The following is a 17745-nucleotide window of genomic DNA, read 5'->3' on the forward strand; positions in this document are numbered from 1 at the left end:
TCATAGAGGAACGAGATGGATTATTTCAACTTTGCTTCAGCAGCAGTGACGATATGTGACGCCGTAATGCCAAAATGCTCGTAGAGTTCTTCAATCGGACCGCTCGCGCCAAAGCCGTTCATTCCGATGAAAATCCCGTCCGTGCCGATAAACCGGTCCCAGCCCATGCGGATCGCAGCTTCAACAGCCACCTTGACCGGCGCATCGCCAATCAATGTGCGCTTGTATTCTTCACTCTGAGCTTCGAAGAGCTCAAAGCAAGGAACCGAAATCACCCGCGTTGGATGTCCGTTTTTCTCAAGCTGTGCTCTTGCACTGAGAGCGATTTCGACTTCCGAACCGGTTGCGAATATGGTCACTTCGGCCTTGCCGCTTGCAGTGGCAAGTTCATAGGCGCCGTAAGCGCATTTATTCTCATCAAAATGCACGTCACGAACCGTCGGCAGATTCTGACGGGTCAGTGCGATGGTTGATGGCGTGGTGCGTGACTTGAGCGCAATTTCCCAGCACTCAGCTGTTTCAACAACGTCCGCCGGACGGAAGACATAATTGTTTGGAATTGCACGCAGGGCTGCCAGATGTTCGACCGGCTGATGCGTCGGGCCATCTTCACCAAGACCGATGGAATCGTGGGTCATGACATAGATGACGCGGATACCCATCAGGCTCGACAGACGCATGGCGCCGCGTGCGTAATCGGAGAAAGTCAAAAAGGTACCAGAATATGGAATGAGTCCACCGTGAAGTGCGATACCGTTCATCGCTGCTGCCATGCCATGTTCCCGGATACCGTAGTGAACATAGCGCTGGCCGTAATCCTCAGGAGTGATCCCCTTGGTCTGGCTGGTCTTGGTGTTGTTCGAACCTGTCAGATCGGCGGAGCCACCAATTGTTTCAGGAACCACGCCATTGATAACCTCAAGCGCCATTTCAGAAGCTTTGCGGGTCGCAACCTTTGGCTTTTCTTCAGAAAGCTTCTTCTTGTAAGCTGTAATTGTTGCTTCGAAGTTCCCCGGCAGATCACCGCGCATGCGCCGCTCAAACTCCGAACGGATTTCCGCGTCAGTCGCATTCAGACGCTCAGTCCATGCGGTATGTTCTTTGGCAGAACGCAGACCGGCAAGGCGCCATTCGTCGAGAGTTTCTGTAGGTACGACAAAAGGCTCCGAAGTCCAGCCCAACGCTTTGCGCGCACCGGCGAGTTCTTCGGCACCAAGCGGCGAACCGTGAACCTTGTTCGTCCCAGCCTTGGTCGGAGCACCAAAACCGATTGTGGTTTTGCAGGCGATCAGTGTCGGCTTGTCGGATTTCTTGGCGCGCTCGATAGCGGTGGCAATCGCATCCTGATCATGGCCATCGACGCTGATTGAATTCCACCCGGAAGCCTCGAAACGGGCTGGCTGATCGGTATTGTCGGCCAATGTAACCGGACCATCGATCGAGATGTTGTTGTGGTCCCAGAAAACGATAAGCTTGTTCAGCTTGAGATGACCAGCAAGTGAAATCGCTTCCTGGCTGATGCCTTCCATGAGGCAACCATCACCGGCAATGACATAGGTGTAGTGATCGACCAGAGCATCACCGAAATGCGCATTCATGATGCGTTCGGACAAAGCCATGCCAACAGCATTGGCAAGGCCCTGACCCAATGGACCAGTTGTTGTTTCAATACCGGCAGCATGACCATATTCAGGATGCCCAGCGGTACGGGAGCCAAGCTGGCGGAAATTTTTGATTTGGTCGATGTCAATATCTTCGTAGCCGGTCAGATAAAGCAGCGAATAAAGCAGCATCGAACCATGACCTGCGGACAGTACGAAACGGTCGCGGTCCGGCCAGTGCGGAGCCTTTGGATCGAATTTCAGGAACTTTGTATAAAGGACGGTCGCAATGTCGGCTGCGCCCATGGGAAGTCCGGGATGGCCGGAATTTGCTTTTTCCACTGCATCCGCAGATAGAAAGCGGATTGCGTTGGCCATTTGATTGGATTTTTCAGAATTGGTCATAGTCACCGTCTTTCGAAGTGGAAAAGAGATGCCGTTTCTGGATGCCGGTTAGACAATATCCAAAAGGCACGCGACAAATAGCAGGTGTCGAGAGGGAGTCAACAAAAGCTGGCCAAATTGGGACGGTATTGCAGGAAGACATTCATTGGAGCACATTATTATCGGTGCATGAGTGCCACGGCGCCGTTCGGATTGATTGACGCAGCATTAATGTAACCACTAGACTCTCTGTCATAAGTCGTTCTTCTTTTTGCGATTCGCTGAAAAGATTGAGACACAGGGGAAACGTCGAAAATGGCATCTGAAGCCACCCTCAAACAAGTACTGGAAAGATTGGCCAAATCCCTCTCCACGCTTGAGAATGCAGTTGAAATGCGTCTTGAGCATGAGGGCGATTTTGCTGAAGCGGAAGAAGAGGTCCAGCGGATGAACATGGACCGGCGTAAGCTGGCTCAGGAGCTTGATGCGTCTGAAGGGCGGGCTGAGCGTCTTGAGGCGGCAAATAAAGAAGTTTCACGCCGCCTTGTCGCTGCGATGGAATCCATCCGCACGGTCCTTGATCGATAGAACAGGAAGAAACAACCATGGCTACCGTTACCGTAACGATCGATGGCAAAGCCTACAGAATGGCCTGTGACGAGGGTCAGGAACAACATCTGACCGGTCTGGCAGAACGTTTTGATCGTTACGTGACACACCTGAAATCCTCGTTCGGCGAGATTGGCGATCTGCGCCTGACAGTTATGGCCGGCATCATGGTTACAGACGAACTCCATGAATTGCAGTTGCGTCTGACCGGTCTGGAAAATGAAGCGGAAGCCTTGCGCAAGAGCCGGGATGAGGCGTTAGCCAAGGCCGACAAGAATGATTCGGCTATTACTGGCGTTCTGTCCGAGGTGGCTGGACGCATCGAAACGCTTGCAGCGCGTCTCGCTCCGAAGGCCAATTGACGGATTTCCTGCCCTCCTCAAAGACAGCTCCATGACAGATTCTTCCCGCAGCCTCTGAAGGCTTTGTACAAAAGTGCAAAGCAAGGGAGCTTTCAGGGAGGAAATACATGAAACTTCGCACGCTTGCTTTTGCGCTGGCCTTTGGCATGGCCTCATCGGCTCAGGCCGACGCGGTAAAGAATATCGAAATCATCGCTCCGGCAGGTCCGGGAGGCGGCTATGATCAATTGGCACGCTCGACACAACAATCGCTTCAGGACCTCGAGCTCGCTGGCGACATCCAGGTTGTTAATCGACCGGGAGCCGGTGGCACTATTGGCCTGGCCGAATTTGTTTCGAAGAAATATCCCGATACGGGCCTCATTGTTACGGGGATCGGCATGGTTGGCTCGATCCTGACCAATAACGCACCCGTAACAATGGACCAGACCAAGCCCATCGCGCGGATGACAGGCGAGTATCTTACGCTGGTCGTCCCGGCAGATTCGCCATTGAAAAATATGGATGATCTGGTCAAAGCCTTCAAAGCTGATCCGGGATCAGTATCGTTGGGCGGTTTCGCCGCCGGTGGTGTCGACCATTTGCTGTATGGCATGATCGTCAAGGCAATTGGCGGCGATCTTTCCAAGATGAATTACGTCGCCATCGGTGCCGGAGGTGAGATGCTCGGACAGGTAATGGGAGGGCATATTTCCGTTGGTGCAGGCGGCTATTCCGAGTTTGCCGGACAAATTTCAGCCGGAACAGTGCGAGCACTCGGGATTTCTTCTGCAACGCGGCTCGAAGGCATTGATGTGCCAACGATGAAGGAACAAGGGGTCGATGTTGAGTTGGTCAATTGGCGCGGCTTCCTCGGACAAGCCAACCTGTCGGAAGAACAGACGAAGGATATTGATGCAGCCTTTTCTAAAATGGCGCAAAGCCCGGAATGGCAAGCAACATTGAAAAAGCATGGTTGGGTTGATCTTTACCAGCCATCCACCGAATTTGCCGCTTATATCAAAGAACAGCAGGCGACGGTCCTCGCAACATTCCGTGAGCTGAAGCTCGTAGAATAACCGCTTATTTACTGCTGTCTTTCAAATCGGAACGAGAACTGGAATCCCGGTTTTTCGTTCCGATCATTGGGCACAATTGCGAGTTTAATCTAGCCTTCAATTTCCTCACGGAGCATTTCAAGCTCGAGCCATTCGTGCTCGAGCGCTTCGTGACTTGCACGCTTCTTGCCGATCTCCTCAACCGTCTTGTTGAACAGGGCCGGATTCTTTGCAAAAAGATCTGGATCGGCCAGCTTCTTTTCCAAATTGATAATTTCGCGATGCAGCGCTTCAATTTTAGCTGGAAGCGTTTCGAGTGCAAATTTCTGCTTGTAGGAGAGTTTGCGCTTTTCATCGCGTGCAGCAGGCGCCTTTTCAGAAGCCACACCAGATGAAGCCTGCGGCTTGGCGGCTTTCAATTCCTTCCGGGTCGCAATGGCAGTTTCCTTGCGCTGCGCCAGCATATCCGTGTAGCCACCGGCATATTCCAGCCATTTTCCACTGCCTTCGGGAGCAATGACTGACGTTACGGTACGGTCAAGGAAATCGCGATCATGGCTGACGAGCAGCACTGTCCCGGCAAAGCCAGCAACCAATTCCTGCAACAGATCCAACGTTTCCATGTCGAGATCATTCGTCGGCTCATCGAGAACCAGCAGATTGGCAGGTCGCGCCAAGACCCGCGCCAGCATCAGACGTGCGCGCTCACCACCCGATAGCTCGCGGATTGGCGTGCGCAACTGCTCCGGTTGAAACAGGAAGTCTTTCATGTAGGAGGCAACGTGGCGCTGCTCGCCATTGACGATAACATTCTCTCCGCGCCCGTCGGTCAAATAGTCTGACAAGGTTTGTTCAAGATTTAGACTGTCCCGCCGCTGATCCAGCACCGCAATCTCAAGATTTGTTCCCAGTTTGACAAAGCCGCTATCCGGCTTGAGCAATCCTGTCAGCATGGAGAGGAGCGTCGTCTTACCCGCTCCATTCGGCCCGACAAATCCCACGCAATTTCCGCGTTGTATACGGGTGGAAAAATCATCCACGAGAATGCGGTCATCATAGCTCTTGGAAAGATGTTCCGCCTCGATAACAAGCTTGCCAGATTCCTTGGCATCGCTGGCCTTGAGAACCGCCTTGCCCTGCGCGCCACGATGGTTACGAAACTCGCTGCGCATGGATTGCAGGTCGCCGAGCCGACGCATGTTACGTTTGCGCCGTGCCGTAACGCCGTATCGTAACCAATGTTCCTCGCGTACAATCTGACGTCCAAGTTTGTGCAGGTCGCGCTCTTCTTCTTCCAGAACCTTGTCGCGCCACTCCTCGAACGAGCCAAACCCTTGATCGAGCCGTTTCGTAACGCCTCGATCAAGCCAGATGGTAGAACGGCTGACATTCTCCAGAAACCGCCGGTCATGCGATATTACCACGATGGCCGAGCGTATCTGGCGCAACTCACTTTCCAGCCATTCAATGGTTGTCAGGTCAAGATGGTTGGTCGGCTCGTCAAGCAGAAGGATATCCGGCTGCGGTGCAAGAACCTTTGCCAAAGCAGCACGACGTGTTTCTCCTCCCGAAAGATTTTCCGGCTTTTCCTCCCCCGTCAGTCCCAGATGCTCAAGCAGGTAACTGACACGGTAAAGATCATCTGCCGGTCCAAGTCCCGCTTCGACATAGGCCCGCACATTGGCAAATCCATCCATATCGGGTGCCTGAGCCAGATAGCGTACCGTGACAGCCGGATGTTTGAAGACTTCGCCGTCCGTTGGGACGACAAATCCGGCGGCGATTTTAAGCAGTGTCGATTTGCCCGAACCGTTGCGTCCTACAAGCGCAATGCGATCATTCTCGCTGACAGAGATGGCCGCATCGGTCAAAAGGGGCGTGCCACCGAAAGTCAGGGCAATTCTATCAAGGCGTAACAGTGGTGGAGCCATCAAACGTATCAATCCGGGAGTTCGAGCAGGTTTTGTCAGGGCTTGTCGATGAGAATATCTGTTCTGTCAAACGAAACAGGCCGGAAATTCCGGCCTGCTTGCGCTAAATCGATATTCTGTGATCAGTAATTGTCATCGCGGTATGGGTCGGAACTATACCGGCGCCGCTCAGACCGGTATCCATCATCATCCGGATATCGTCCATTTCCATAGGCACCTCCGCCATTGCCTTGGCAGGGAGCATTGTAAATCGATCCGTCAGGCCGCTGATAACGGCATAGATTCTCGTTTCCACCGCGCGGTGTCGTGGCTGTACCAACAGCCGCGCCAAGCAAAGCGCCACCCGCAGCACCGATCACCGTGCTTTTCGTATCACGCCCCAAAGCCTGTCCGGCCAGGGCACCAGCGCCAGCACCAATCAATGCACCCGTCCCGGCACGTTGATTTTGCTGGCTCGTCTCACATCCGGCGATCGTAAATGCCAGAAGTGCTGTGGCTGCTATGGCAGCAAAACGAATTTTCATAATAACCTCTCCATTTAAAAAGTGCGGGAAAATCCTGCTTCCTCAATACGGCAGAAGAAAGATCAACGGAACACGCGTCCGGTACGCACAAAAAAACAGGCCGGAAAACCGGCCTGTTTTTCGAAAACTATAACTGCTTAACGGCAAGGTGCGCGATAGCGCTCGCCGTAGCGATTTTCATATGTGCAGTAACGGCGTCCGCCGTCTGATGTTGCTGCGCCAACGACAACGCCTGATGCGCCGCCGATTGCCGCACCGGCCAAAGCACCACGACCACCACCGATAGCGCCACCTGCCAATGCACCAAGTGCTGCACCACCGACACCATATCCGGCTGTCCGCTGTTCACTCGTTGTACAACCAGCAACCGAGAATGCCAAAACTGCGGCAACTGCAACTGTAGATAAACTTTTCAACATGGAAGACCTCTCCCGTTTCTAAAACCAAACTTACCAGCTTGCGTCCCCAATGCTGTGCTGCACACATTACACTTTCCGCTTATATTGACAAGCGTCAGGCAACTGGCGGCGCTGCAATCAGGATTGCTTTGCCCGAATGGAGCGATACGTGGAGGGTTCCACATACGGCATTCGAGACAGTAAGCGATGAACCGAAAGAAAGTTCCACATTTTCAAGCGGCCAGCGTGCTCCATCGATAAAAAGTCCGTGTAATTGCGAAAATGCAACAATGCTGAACTGCGTCTTATCGACGAAATCGAAAGCATATTCACCGCCCACAAGTGGGTGGGCTTCTTCGCTTCCGCTGGTGAGGATGATCTTATGTCCCTGCGCCGCATGGGCGGTCGCCATCGTCAAATGCAGAAGCGTGTGATCGGTGCGCACTCCACCAAATGCACCGCAAAGTACAAGCTCGGTCGCCCCCAGTCGATATGCCTCGTTCAAGGCCAGTTCGCCATCGGTCATATCCTTTGCTGCCGGAAAAACCTGGCGCGGCACATGCGCATATTCTTTTTCCAGCTCGGGCGATGTCGAGTCGAAATCGCCTAGCCAAAGTTCAGGCGTGAGGCCCAGTGGTGCGGCATGGGCGATACCACCATCAGCCGCCAGAACCCTGGCTCCGGCTACCTGTTTCAAAAGGCGATCGGTGACATGGACGGAACCGCCCAAAAGAAGAACGAATTTGCTCATGACCCGCCCATAGCATGCGTCAAACGCTTCCACCAGACAGCTCTGCGTCCGATATCAAACGCTTGCAAGCGCGATAGCAATGCCCTGTCCAACGCCAATGCACATTGTCGCCAGAGCGAGTTTTCCCTCGCGCAATTGCAATTCAAGCGCTGCCGTTCCCGCAATGCGTGCTCCTGACATGCCCAGCGGATGCCCCAGGGCGATAGCGCCGCCATTCGGATTTACATGTTCCGCATCATCGGGAATTCCAAGATCGCGCAATGTTGCAAGTCCCTGCGAGGCAAAAGCTTCATTGAGTTCGATAATGTCAAAATCAGCTGGCGCCAATCCGAGGCGCGCGCAAAGCTTCTTCGTCGCAGGCGCTGGGCCAATTCCCATAATACGGGGTGCCACGCCCGCCGTCGCCCCGCCCAGGATGCGCGCGATGGGATTGAGGCCGTACTTTTTTACAGCCTCTTCGGAGGCAATGATGAGGGCTGCCGCGCCATCATTAACGCCGGAAGCATTTCCTGCCGTCACAGTTCCGCCGGATCGAAATGGCGTCGGCAATTTGGCTAGAGCCTCAATTGTCGTTTGGGGGCGCGGATGCTCGTCTTTATCAACGATAATGGGCTCGCCTTTTCTTTGCGCGATGCGAACCGGGGTAATTTCGCTGGCAAGCCGACCATTCTCCTGAGCCCGACCGGTTCGCTGCTGGGAGCGCACAGCAAAAGCATCCTGATCGGCGCGGGAGACAAGAAACTCTTCGGCAACATTTTCGGCGGTATCAGGCATGGAATCCACACCATATTGCTGCTGCATAAGTGGATTGATGAAGCGCCAGCCGATTGTCGTATCGTAAATTTCTGCATTGCGGGAAAAGGCGCTGTCTGCCTTGGGCAGCACAAAGGGCGCGCGTGACATGGACTCGACACCGCCAGCAATGGCAATGTCCATTTCACCGGCGCGAATGGCGCGTGCGGCTGTGATGATGGCATCCATGCCGGAACCGCATAGCCGGTTCATCGTGGTGCCGGGCACCTCCACGGGCAATCCCGCAAGCAGTGCCGACATGCGGGCGACATTGCGATTGTCTTCGCCAGACTGATTGGCGCATCCATAAATCACTTCATCGATTGCTGCCCAATCGACCGATTTATTACGCTCCATCAATGCCTTGATTGGAATAGCCCCAAGATCGTCCGCCCTAACTCCAGCCAGTGATCCACCAAAACGGCCAATGGGCGTCCGGATATAGTCGCAGATAAATACGTCACCCATCATGCTGCCTCATATGCTTTCTTCTTGCCTGTTGATTTGAGCCGGTCTGTTGCCGCTTCATCAATAGATAATTATTCGGCGGTTGATCGTCCCTGATCATTCATTCTACAGAACCGTACGCACATATCATTCTGGATAAAAGGGAGAGCAAGGTGCAATTTGCCGATATAAATGGTGTGACGCTGCATTATCAGCTGATTGGCGGACCAGCGTCAAAACCTGTGATCGTTTTTGCCAATTCTCTGGGCACTGACTTCCGCATCTGGCGCGATGTCATTATTCGCCTAGCGGGTGATTTTGCTATCGTCACCTATGATAAGCGCGGCCACGGGCTTTCGAGTGTCGGCACGTCTCCCTATTCTCTCGACGATCATGTCGGCGATCTGGCAGGTCTGCTGGATTTCCTCAATGTTAAAAATGCAATCATTTGCGGTCTTTCTGTCGGCGGACTGATTGCGCAGGGGCTTTATGCTTCCCGTCCCGATCTGGTTCGGGCACTGGTCTTGTGTGATACCGCGCACAAGATTGGCAATGCCGATTCCTGGAACGCACGTATTGCCGCGCTTGAGGAAAATGGTATTGAAAGCATCGCCGACACGATCCTCGAACGCTGGTTTACCCCGACATTTCATCGTGAAAGCAGCCCTGCCTTAACCGGCTACCGGAACATGCTGATCCGTCAACCATTGGCCGGATATGCCGGAACCTGCGCAGCAATTCGTGATGCAGACCTGACAGAAGACGCAGGCCGAATATCGGTTCCAACAATCTGTATTGTGGGAGATCAAGATGGCTCAACACCGCCGGACGTCGTGCTTTCAATGGCTAAATTGATTCCGGGCGCGCGCTACGAAGTCATCAAGGATGCCGGGCATATTCCCTGCGTGGAACAACCCGAAATGCTCGTCGCGATTATCAGTGCCTTTATCGATGAGTTCAAACTTGAGGGCAATCCTATTTTGAGCAACTCAACCCTCAACTAGCTCAGGATGACTCGCCGCGAGTGAGGTGGATAAGCTGCATTCGATATAGTGCGTGGTTCGACAAGCTCACCATGAGGGAAGTTTTGTGGGTTGCAGCGACAACTTGCAAGAGTTGCAATAGTTGCAAGAGTTGCAAGAGTTGGCGCCCTGCAATCAACCGACCTCCCTCATCCTGAGCTTGTCGAAGGGCGCATTTGGTTTGTGCAAATCAGACTTTCCAAAAATAATCTCGACAAACTTATCCAACAGTTCCCGCTCTGAACTATTCTGCTCCTGTCCTTCCCGCGGGGAACAGCTTCCGGAGCCGTTCGAAGTTTGGGGAAGGATGGGCGCCTCCGATGGCGGGTTACGGACCCGCCATCCGGGGACGTTCTGTCCAAGGGTTCCCCTGCCGTTACTAGGAACGGCGCGTGCTGGACGAGCACTTTAAGGGGCACAAGGCTAACGCATGGCGCGCCGCAAATGGCACTCCTTGGGTAGCCGAGGCCTCCCAAGCGGAACGGACAGAATGCAAAATCGCCGGACGGGCGGTCTTCGGATCGCTTTACCCACTACAAAGACGCGCTTCGATGACCGCCCGTCTTTCCCACCATCTCAATAGCCAGACGCAAAAGCGGGCGTGGCAAGGGGAAGGCATAACAAAAACAACCAGCTAGGCGATGGGCGCTTGCGTTGGCAGGACACAGTCACTAATCTGGCTTTGCTCTAACGGGGTGCCTGCATCAACAGGCTGAGAGACTGGAACCAATCCAGTCAACCCGCGGAACCTGATCCGGTTTGTACCGGCGGAGGGATTAGATGCGGCTTCACAAGCCGGCGCACCTATCCTTTTGAAATTCAACTTTAGGAGGCGCCTATGCAGCCACTCGAATTTATGAAATTTGCCCTTGTTTCCAGCGCATTGGCATTTGGCCTTTCCAGCCCAGCAAATGCGGATGGCAAGCTGACAGTCTACACCTATGAAAGCTTTACCTCTGAATGGGGGCCAGGGCCAAAAGTCAAAGAAGCCTTTGAGAAGCAATGCACCTGTACTGTTGACTTTGTAGCAGTCGCCGATGGCGTTGCGCTGCTTAACCGTCTGAAGCTTGAAGGCGCATCGACAAAGGCGGATATTGTTCTCGGTCTGGATACGAACCTGACTTTTGAAGCTCAGCAAACCGGACTTTTTGCGCCGCATGGCGTAGATACAACTGCTATCGACATTCCTGGCGGCTTCAAGGACAGCATTTTCGTTCCCTATGATTATGGCTACTTCGCTGTCATTTATGACACAGAGAAAGTCAAAGACGCACCGGTTAGTCTGAAGGATTTGGTTGATGGCGATCCGAAGCAGAAGATCGTTATTGAAGATCCTCGCACGTCTACACCGGGCCTTGGTCTCGTATTGTGGATGAAATCAGTTTACGGGGACAAGGCCAATGAAGCCTGGGCCAAACTCAAGGATCGCGTTTTAACCGTCACGCCCGGCTGGTCAGAAGCCTATGGGCTTTTTACCAAAGGTGAAGCGCCCATGGTGCTTTCCTATACTACGTCGCCCGCTTATCATCTGATCGCGGACAAAACCGATCGGTACAAGGCAGCATCCTTCGATGAAGGACATTACCTGCAGGTCGAGGTTGCAGCGCAAACTGTAAACGGAGCCAAGAACCCGCTTGCTGCGCAGTTTTTGACATTTGTTACCGGCACGGCATTTCAGGATACCATTCCCGAAAACAATTGGATGTATCCTGCAGCTAAAACCTCAAATCCGCTCAATCCAGCCTTTGACACATTGGTAAAGCCAGCAAAGACACTGACTTTCACATCTGAAGAAGTGGCGAAAAATCGCAAAGCCTGGATCGACGAGTGGCTTGAAGCCATGAGCAAGTAGCATAGATGGCCGCCTCTTCGATGAAACCCTTGGCGGGAGGCCTCGCTCTCGCCTTTCTGGGCATATTGGCGGGCGGCTCTCTCCTCAGTCTCGCCATTGAATCTTTCCGTGGAGGCACGGAGGGCTTTGCTACTTTTGACAGCTACATTTGGCGGATTGCACGCTTCACAATCCTTCAAGCGCTCCTTTCCATGGTGCTTTCTGTCGGCTTTGCCATCCCGCTTGCCCGTGCATTGCATGCGCAGCAGAGCTTTCCGGGACGCGCAATGCTCCTGCGTCTGTTTGCCTTGCCTCTGGCGCTGCCAGCGCTCGTTGCCGTGCTCGGTGTCACCAGCATTTACGGACGAAACAGTTTGCTGGCTGCTATCCTCGGATGGCTGGGGCTTGATTTGGTTCCCGATATTTACGGGCTGACGGGCATTCTTCTCGCCCATGTATTTTTCAATTTGCCATTGACGACACGGCTCATTCTCTCAGGTCTGGATTCCATTCCCGAAGATTATTGGAAACTCTCCTCACAACTGGGGATGAGCAACTGGACACAGTTCAAATTAATCGAATGGCCGGTCATTTTACGCAGTATATCGGGTGTGGCTGGCTTGATCTTCATGCTGTGCATTACTTCATTCACCGTGGTGCTGACACTCGGCGGAGGGCCTCGCGCCACGACACTCGAAGTTGCAATATACCAGTCGCTTCACTTCGATTTTGATATAGCCAGAGCGGTGTCCTTGACGCTTCTTCAGCTTTGCCTGACAATTATCGTGCTCGGCCTTCTATCACTCGCTGGGCGTCCGACAGAAGAAGGCTTCAGCTTGCGTATCACGACCCGCCGCTTCGACATGCCTTCATTGCCGCAAAGACTATGGAACATTGCTCTGATTATATCCGGTTTTCTGTTCGTAGCCTTGCCCATGGCAGGCACTGTCGTTTCCGGCTTGTCGGCAGATATTACCCGTCTACTGTCCGAAACGACCGTCTGGCGCGCAATTGCCACCAGTCTTGTTCTTGGCGCAATCGCGGCCGCACTTTCACTGATAATTTCGCTTAGTCTGGTGATTGCGCGGGAGTTTTTGGCAACCCGGCGGCGCTACGCCAGAGCTGGAATATTTGAGCGCTCGCTTGATCTTGGTGCGAGCTTGATCATGGTAGTGCCGCCTATCATCATTGGTGCGGGATGGTTCATTCTTTCCCACCACTTTGTCGATCCATTCAGCCTCGCACCCTTCATGGTAATATGCGTCAATGCCGCTATGGCCATCCCTTTTGCGTTCCGGATTCTTCGACCGTCATGGGATACAGCGGCAAGCCGCCACAACAGACTGTGCGAGCAATTGGGCATTGCGGGTTGGAACCGGCTCCGAATTATCGATTGGCCAATTTTAAAACATCCGCTCGGCATAGCCTTTGCCTTTGCCATGGCTTTGTCCCTTGGTGATCTCGGAACAATTGCCCTGTTTGGCAACGACACCGTTCTGACCCTGCCCTATTTGCTGTTGCAACGCATGGGAAGCTATCGTACCGCCGACGCCGCCGGGTTGGCACTAATTCTTGCTGCGCTGTGCCTCATTCTCATGATCATCGCCGATAGAGGCGCAATTCGACTGGCCAAAAGGGACAGCAGTGCAAATGGCTAAGCCCGCAAAAACAAATGGCGTCTCTGTTCGTCTCAACGCCGTGCGTTTCGACTATGGGGACATGGCAATGCACTTTGATGTGTCCATTCAAGCCTCCACAATAACCGCCGTCATCGGCCCGAGCGGATCGGGAAAATCGACGCTGCTTAATCTCATCGCCGGGTTCGAGAAGCCTGTTGGTGGCTCGGTACTAATCAATGAGGTTGACGTGACCAGTCTTCCGCCATCGCTCCGTCCAGTCTCCATGGTGTTTCAAGACAATAATCTTTTTTCCCATCTGGATGTGATGTCCAATGTCGGATTGGGCCGCCGTTCGGATTTGAGGCTTGATGAAGTCGACAAAGTGGAAATTCAGGCAGCGATTCGGAAAGTCGGGCTTGCCGGAAAAGAGGGAAGGAAGCCCGAGGCTCTTTCCGGGGGAGAACGACAGCGCGTGGCAATCGCCCGCGCATTGGTGCGCAACCGTCCCGTATTGCTTCTGGATGAAGCTTTCGCTTCCCTTGGCCCTGCTTTGCGTCACGAAATGCTGGAACTTATTGAGAATCTTCAAAAAGAAACCGGAATGACAATTATCATGGTCACGCATCATCCGGACGACGCTTTGCGGCTGGCATCGACGCTGCTCTTCGTTGATAATGGGCACATTGCTGCTTCCGGCCCGGCCAAGGATCTGCTGTCAGACGATGGCCCTGCCCTGTTGCGAAATTACCTCGGTAGCAAAGAGTCTGGCCTTTGACATATTTTCGACGCCTTGCCCCGGTCAGGAAAACAATGAAATTCTTGCTCCGGGCCGCACATCGGGCTAGCAAGAACAAAGACATACGAGTCTCCTGGCGCTTAATACAAAAAGGATATGATTCTGGGTTCGCACACGTCTCCCTTGAATACAGGATGGTTTCAAGCAGCTAAGCAGGGCAGAAAGCCGGCGCAGCTCATGCTGATGCTTGCCTTTCTCTCAGGTTGCCAAGTGCTGAATATTAGCAAGGAAGATGCGGCGCTTGGCCCGTCATCGAACCCGGTCACGGTAGACAATGTTAATAAGAACGACCGGCTCGCCAAACTTAGCGCTGAGCAGCATCCCCGTATTCTCGCGACCTATGGCGGCGAGTATAAGGATGCAAAACTGGAGCGCATGGTCGCCAAAGTCGTTGGCAATCTGACAACGGTTTCGGACAACCCGACCCACACCTATCGCATAACGATTCTCAACTCGCCCAACATCAACGCCTTTGCCTTGCCGGGCGGGTATCTTTATGTCACCCGCGGCCTCCTCGCCCTCGCCAATGACAGCGCGGAACTGTCCGCCGTGATTGCTCACGAAATGGGCCACGTAATCGCCAATCACGGTATAGAGCGCCAGCAGCGCGAACAGGAAGCCGTTATTGCCGGACGCGTCGTATCGGAAGTTCTGCAGGGCGACACCGCCGGACAGGAAGCCTTGATCCGCGGCAAGCTGCGGATGGCGCAGTTTTCACGCAATCAGGAACTTCAGGCCGACGCGATCGGCATCAAGATGATTGGCGAAGCGGGTTATGATCCATTTGCTGCGCCACGTTTCCTGCAATCCATGGCTTCCTATGCTGATTTCCGTAACGTGTCTGGCGCTACCGATGCCAGCCTCGATTTCCTTGCCAGCCACCCCTCGGCACCGCAGCGAATTGAACTTGCGCGTGGGCATGCCCGCCGTATCGGTGCCCCCGGCGTTGGCACGACCGACCGCGAATCGTTCCTGCAGGGTATAGACGGCATCCTATATGGCGATACGCCGGAAGAAGGCTATGTGCGGGGCCGCAATTTCGTCCATCCACTTCTGGGCGTGAGCTTCACTGTTCCTGAAGGCTTCACCATCGACAACAGCGCCGATGCCGTTATGGCGACGGGCCCGGGAGAAGTAGCCGTCCGGTTTGATGGGACACAAATATCCGGCAATCCGTCAATGACCGACTACATGCGCAGCGGCTGGGTGACCGGGCTTGTCGACGCCAGCGTTACCGCTACGACCTTTAACGGCATGCCTGCGGCCAGCGCCAAGGCAAAGGCCGATCGCTGGGAGTTTGATATTTTCGTGATCAATGCCGGTAATCGCATTTATCGCTTCCTGACTGCGGCTCCAGCAGGAAGCTCAGCGCTAATACCCGCCTCGCAAACGGTTGTTCAGAGCTTCAAGCTCCTGACGCCTGAAGAGAAAGCCGCCATAAAGCCTTTGCGCATCCGCGTTGTGACAGTAAAGCCCGGCGATACTCTTTCATCACTTTCAAGCAAAATCCTGGGTACAGACCGCAAGCTTGACCTCTTTCGCCTGATCAACGCCATGCCGCCCGGCGGAACCGTATCCGTCGGCGACAAGGTGAAGCTTATCAGCGAATAATAAAAAGCCCGGCATCGCTGCCGGGCTGTGTTTTGGCGAGAAAGACAGCTCTTATGCTGCCTCTTCCTGCTCGTCTTCAGCAACTACATCTGCTTCAACTTCTGCCTCAGCATCATCTGCCTTAGCACCGCGCTTAGGACCCTTAGCGAGATTTACCTCGATAAGACGGACAGCTTCGGTTTCTGACATCTTGTTGACGGCGGAAATTTCCCGAGCCATGCGATCAAGTGCTGCCTCGTAAAGCTGGCGTTCTGAATAAGACTGTTCCGGCTGATTGTCGGCACGGAATAGATCACGCACAACTTCCGAAATCGAAATCAAATCGCCTGAATTGATTTTCGCATCATATTCCTGCGCGCGGCGAGACCACATGGTGCGCTTGATACGGGCCCGTCCCTGGACGACCTTCAATGCGCGCTCTACATAATCTGTTTCAGAAAGTTTCCGCATGCCGATGGCTGTTGCTTTGGCAACTGGCACTTTCAGACGCATCTTGTCTTTCTGGAAATCAATAACAAACAGTTCAAGCTTGTGGCCCGCAACTTCCTGTTCTTCAATATTGACAATTTGACCAACGCCGTGTGCCGGATATACAATAAATTCGCCCGTTTTAAATCCAATACGCTGGGCGGCTTTTTTCTGCGGAACTACTGTCATGCGCTTCATTACTCCCTGCTGCGCCCGGCAAAACGCACCGGTTAAACCAACCACTGGAAACCGGAACCCGGTTTGTCGGTCGTCAATAGTGTCGCGCAAAAGCAATCCGGACGGATCAGTTGGGCTGAATGACAAACAAGCATACCCTGAACTGTTGCGTCCGAAAAAAATCTAGCCAAGTGGTGATTTATACTTTAGCGCCACGAAATTGACGTCCAATGATCAACATATTTCAGCACCATAACATGAAAACCGCGTAGAATCAAATTTTTGCTGCAATTGCTCAAAAAATGGGGCTCAAAGCCTTGCTTATTGCACCAACTCCAGTTTAGCCAAGTCTGATTCCTGGGCTATTAATCGCCTTCGCCAGGCTCCGGAGAAAAGAATTTCTCGAATTTGCCTGCCACACCGTCCATTTCCTTGGCATCCGACGGGGCGTCGCCCTTTGTGGAGATATTGGGCCACTTCTCGGAATACTCGGCATTCAGCTGCAACCAGCTGTCCAAACCTGGCTCAGTGTCCGGCTTGATAGCTTCCGCTGGACATTCAGGTTCACAAACACCGCAGTCAATACATTCGTCCGGGTGAATGACGAGCATGTTTTCACCTTCATAAAAACAGTCGACCGGACAGACCTCAACGCAATCCATATATTTGCAGCGGATGCAATTGTCGGTCACAACATAAGTCATTTACTGGCTCCAGAAGACACCACGATCAGCGGGGTACAATCGTGAGGTAACGATTTGCTGCCAAACTGACAAGAGGTAAGAACAAGACTGCGGCACCAGAACGCGGGCGTTGGTTTACCGGCGAGCCTTTGATCGCATTGTTCGCACCTTCAACAAGCGCAAACAAGCAATTCGTTCCCGGCGAATGGTGTATTATCGGTATAGTGTACTCTACTTAGGTCAAAACCGAGCAAATTTATTTCGATTAAACGTTGGCCACATTATGAGTTGGAATCATCGTTTTTGCCCTGCATCAAACGATCAACTTGCCGGCGCTCCCTTTTTGTTGGTCGGCCGCTGCCGGCATCACGCTTTGGTAAAGCGTCCAGACGGCTAATTTCTTTCGGCATGGGCGGCGGAGACAGATCCCTGTAGAGTTTCTTCGCCTCTTCAGCTGGCCCGCGCCTTTCTCCACCCGCAACAACTTCATAAACCAGGACACGACGGTCCAAGGAAATTGTCAGCACATCGCTTACTTTGACATTCTGCGATGGCTGATCAATTTTCACTTTGTTTAGACGGACATTCCCGCTGGATACCAGCTTGGCCGCAAGGGAGCGGGATTTTACCACCCGCGCAAAGAACAGCCATTTATCAATGCGCCGTCCTTTCTTTCCTTCGTTATCGGCCTCTGCCATCATT

16 protein-coding genes, 1 pseudogene and 1 riboswitch are annotated in these 17745 nt (G+C 53.4%); of the genes and pseudogenes, 8 read left to right on the plus strand and 9 right to left on the minus strand.

Features of this window, described 5'->3' with window-relative positions:
* Positions 1–20: 20 nt before the first annotated feature.
* Positions 21–2006 (minus strand): transketolase, encoded by a 1986-nt coding sequence (gene tkt, locus AC6CHM_RS13280; protein WP_440810565.1) that lies wholly within the window; start codon positions 2004–2006, stop codon positions 21–23.
* 294 nt (positions 2007–2300) lie between these two features.
* On the opposite strand from tkt, the gene AC6CHM_RS13285 reads away from it, so the two are divergent.
* The 3 genes from AC6CHM_RS13285 (at position 2301) to AC6CHM_RS13295 (ending at position 4014) form a co-directional block, all read left to right on the plus strand.
* A complete protein-coding gene (locus tag AC6CHM_RS13285; protein WP_115054118.1) occupies positions 2301–2573 on the plus strand; it encodes a DUF4164 domain-containing protein in 273 nt (90 codons plus the stop codon).
* A 17-nt stretch (positions 2574–2590) separates the two neighbouring features.
* Positions 2591–2956 (plus strand): cell division protein ZapA, encoded by a 366-nt coding sequence (locus tag AC6CHM_RS13290; RefSeq protein WP_115054117.1) that lies wholly within the window; start codon positions 2591–2593, stop codon positions 2954–2956.
* A 107-nt stretch (positions 2957–3063) separates the two neighbouring features.
* Positions 3064–4014, plus strand: a complete 951-nt coding sequence (locus tag AC6CHM_RS13295) for a Bug family tripartite tricarboxylate transporter substrate binding protein (protein WP_498173481.1) — start codon at positions 3064–3066, stop codon at positions 4012–4014.
* Between the two features lie 89 nt (positions 4015–4103).
* Here the strand turns inward: AC6CHM_RS13295 and AC6CHM_RS13300 are convergent, their stop codons facing one another.
* From AC6CHM_RS13300 to pcaF, 5 genes and pseudogenes are all read right to left on the minus strand, one after another.
* Positions 4104–5924 (minus strand): ABC-F family ATP-binding cassette domain-containing protein, encoded by a 1821-nt coding sequence (locus AC6CHM_RS13300; RefSeq protein WP_498173482.1) that lies wholly within the window; start codon positions 5922–5924, stop codon positions 4104–4106.
* A 194-nt stretch (positions 5925–6118) separates the two neighbouring features.
* A pseudogene (locus AC6CHM_RS13305) lies at positions 6119–6448 on the minus strand (YMGG-like glycine zipper-containing protein); the annotation flags it as partial.
* A gap of 137 nt (positions 6449–6585) precedes the next feature.
* Positions 6586–6867, minus strand: coding sequence for a YMGG-like glycine zipper-containing protein (locus AC6CHM_RS13310; RefSeq protein WP_008128299.1), 282 nt, complete (start codon positions 6865–6867; stop codon positions 6586–6588).
* Between the two features lie 94 nt (positions 6868–6961).
* Entirely contained in the window at positions 6962–7597 is a 636-nt protein-coding gene (locus tag AC6CHM_RS13315; protein ID WP_115054113.1) for a thiamine diphosphokinase, read from the minus strand.
* Between the two features lie 54 nt (positions 7598–7651).
* Positions 7652–8857, minus strand: coding sequence for a 3-oxoadipyl-CoA thiolase (gene pcaF, locus AC6CHM_RS13320; protein ID WP_307286264.1), 1206 nt, complete (start codon positions 8855–8857; stop codon positions 7652–7654).
* A gap of 152 nt (positions 8858–9009) precedes the next feature.
* Here pcaF and pcaD point away from each other — a divergent pair, with 152 nt between their 5' ends.
* The 5 genes from pcaD to AC6CHM_RS13345 all read left to right on the plus strand — a co-directional run bounded on the left by pcaD (position 9010) and on the right by AC6CHM_RS13345 (position 15715).
* Positions 9010–9840 (plus strand): 3-oxoadipate enol-lactonase, encoded by an 831-nt coding sequence (gene pcaD, locus AC6CHM_RS13325; RefSeq protein ID WP_498173484.1) that lies wholly within the window; start codon positions 9010–9012, stop codon positions 9838–9840.
* 699 nt (positions 9841–10539) lie between these two features.
* Positions 10540–10651, plus strand: a riboswitch (TPP riboswitch).
* 45 nt (positions 10652–10696) lie between these two features.
* Positions 10697–11710 carry a thiamine ABC transporter substrate binding subunit gene (gene thiB / locus AC6CHM_RS13330; protein WP_498173486.1) on the plus strand — a complete coding sequence of 338 codons (1014 nt, stop codon included), beginning with the start codon at positions 10697–10699 and terminating at the stop codon, positions 11708–11710.
* Between the two features lie 5 nt (positions 11711–11715).
* Entirely contained in the window at positions 11716–13347 is a 1632-nt protein-coding gene (thiP, locus tag AC6CHM_RS13335; protein ID WP_498173487.1) for a thiamine/thiamine pyrophosphate ABC transporter permease, read from the plus strand.
* Positions 13340–14083 carry a thiamine ABC transporter ATP-binding protein gene (gene thiQ, locus AC6CHM_RS13340; RefSeq protein ID WP_115054281.1) on the plus strand — a complete coding sequence of 248 codons (744 nt, stop codon included), beginning with the start codon at positions 13340–13342 and terminating at the stop codon, positions 14081–14083. Before thiP ends, thiQ begins: the two co-directional genes overlap by 8 nt.
* Positions 14084–14281: 198 nt before the next feature.
* Positions 14282–15715 (plus strand): M48 family metalloprotease, encoded by a 1434-nt coding sequence (locus AC6CHM_RS13345; protein WP_307280939.1) that lies wholly within the window; start codon positions 14282–14284, stop codon positions 15713–15715.
* A gap of 51 nt (positions 15716–15766) precedes the next feature.
* Here AC6CHM_RS13345 and AC6CHM_RS13350 read toward each other — a convergent pair whose 3' ends face one another.
* From AC6CHM_RS13350 to AC6CHM_RS13360, 3 genes are all read right to left on the minus strand, one after another.
* Positions 15767–16381 carry a CarD family transcriptional regulator gene (locus tag AC6CHM_RS13350; RefSeq protein WP_336440439.1) on the minus strand — a complete coding sequence of 205 codons (615 nt, stop codon included), beginning with the start codon at positions 16379–16381 and terminating at the stop codon, positions 15767–15769.
* A 344-nt stretch (positions 16382–16725) separates the two neighbouring features.
* Positions 16726–17064, minus strand: a complete 339-nt coding sequence (gene fdxA / locus AC6CHM_RS13355) for a ferredoxin FdxA (protein ID WP_115054282.1) — start codon at positions 17062–17064, stop codon at positions 16726–16728.
* 260 nt (positions 17065–17324) lie between these two features.
* Positions 17325–17741: an RNA-binding S4 domain-containing protein gene (locus AC6CHM_RS13360; RefSeq protein WP_115054759.1), complete on the minus strand. Its 417-nt coding sequence runs from the start codon at positions 17739–17741 to the stop codon at positions 17325–17327.
* Positions 17742–17745 lie beyond the last annotated feature (4 nt).

The sequence above is a fragment of the Phyllobacterium sp. GQ127 genome (assembly GCF_059758635.1).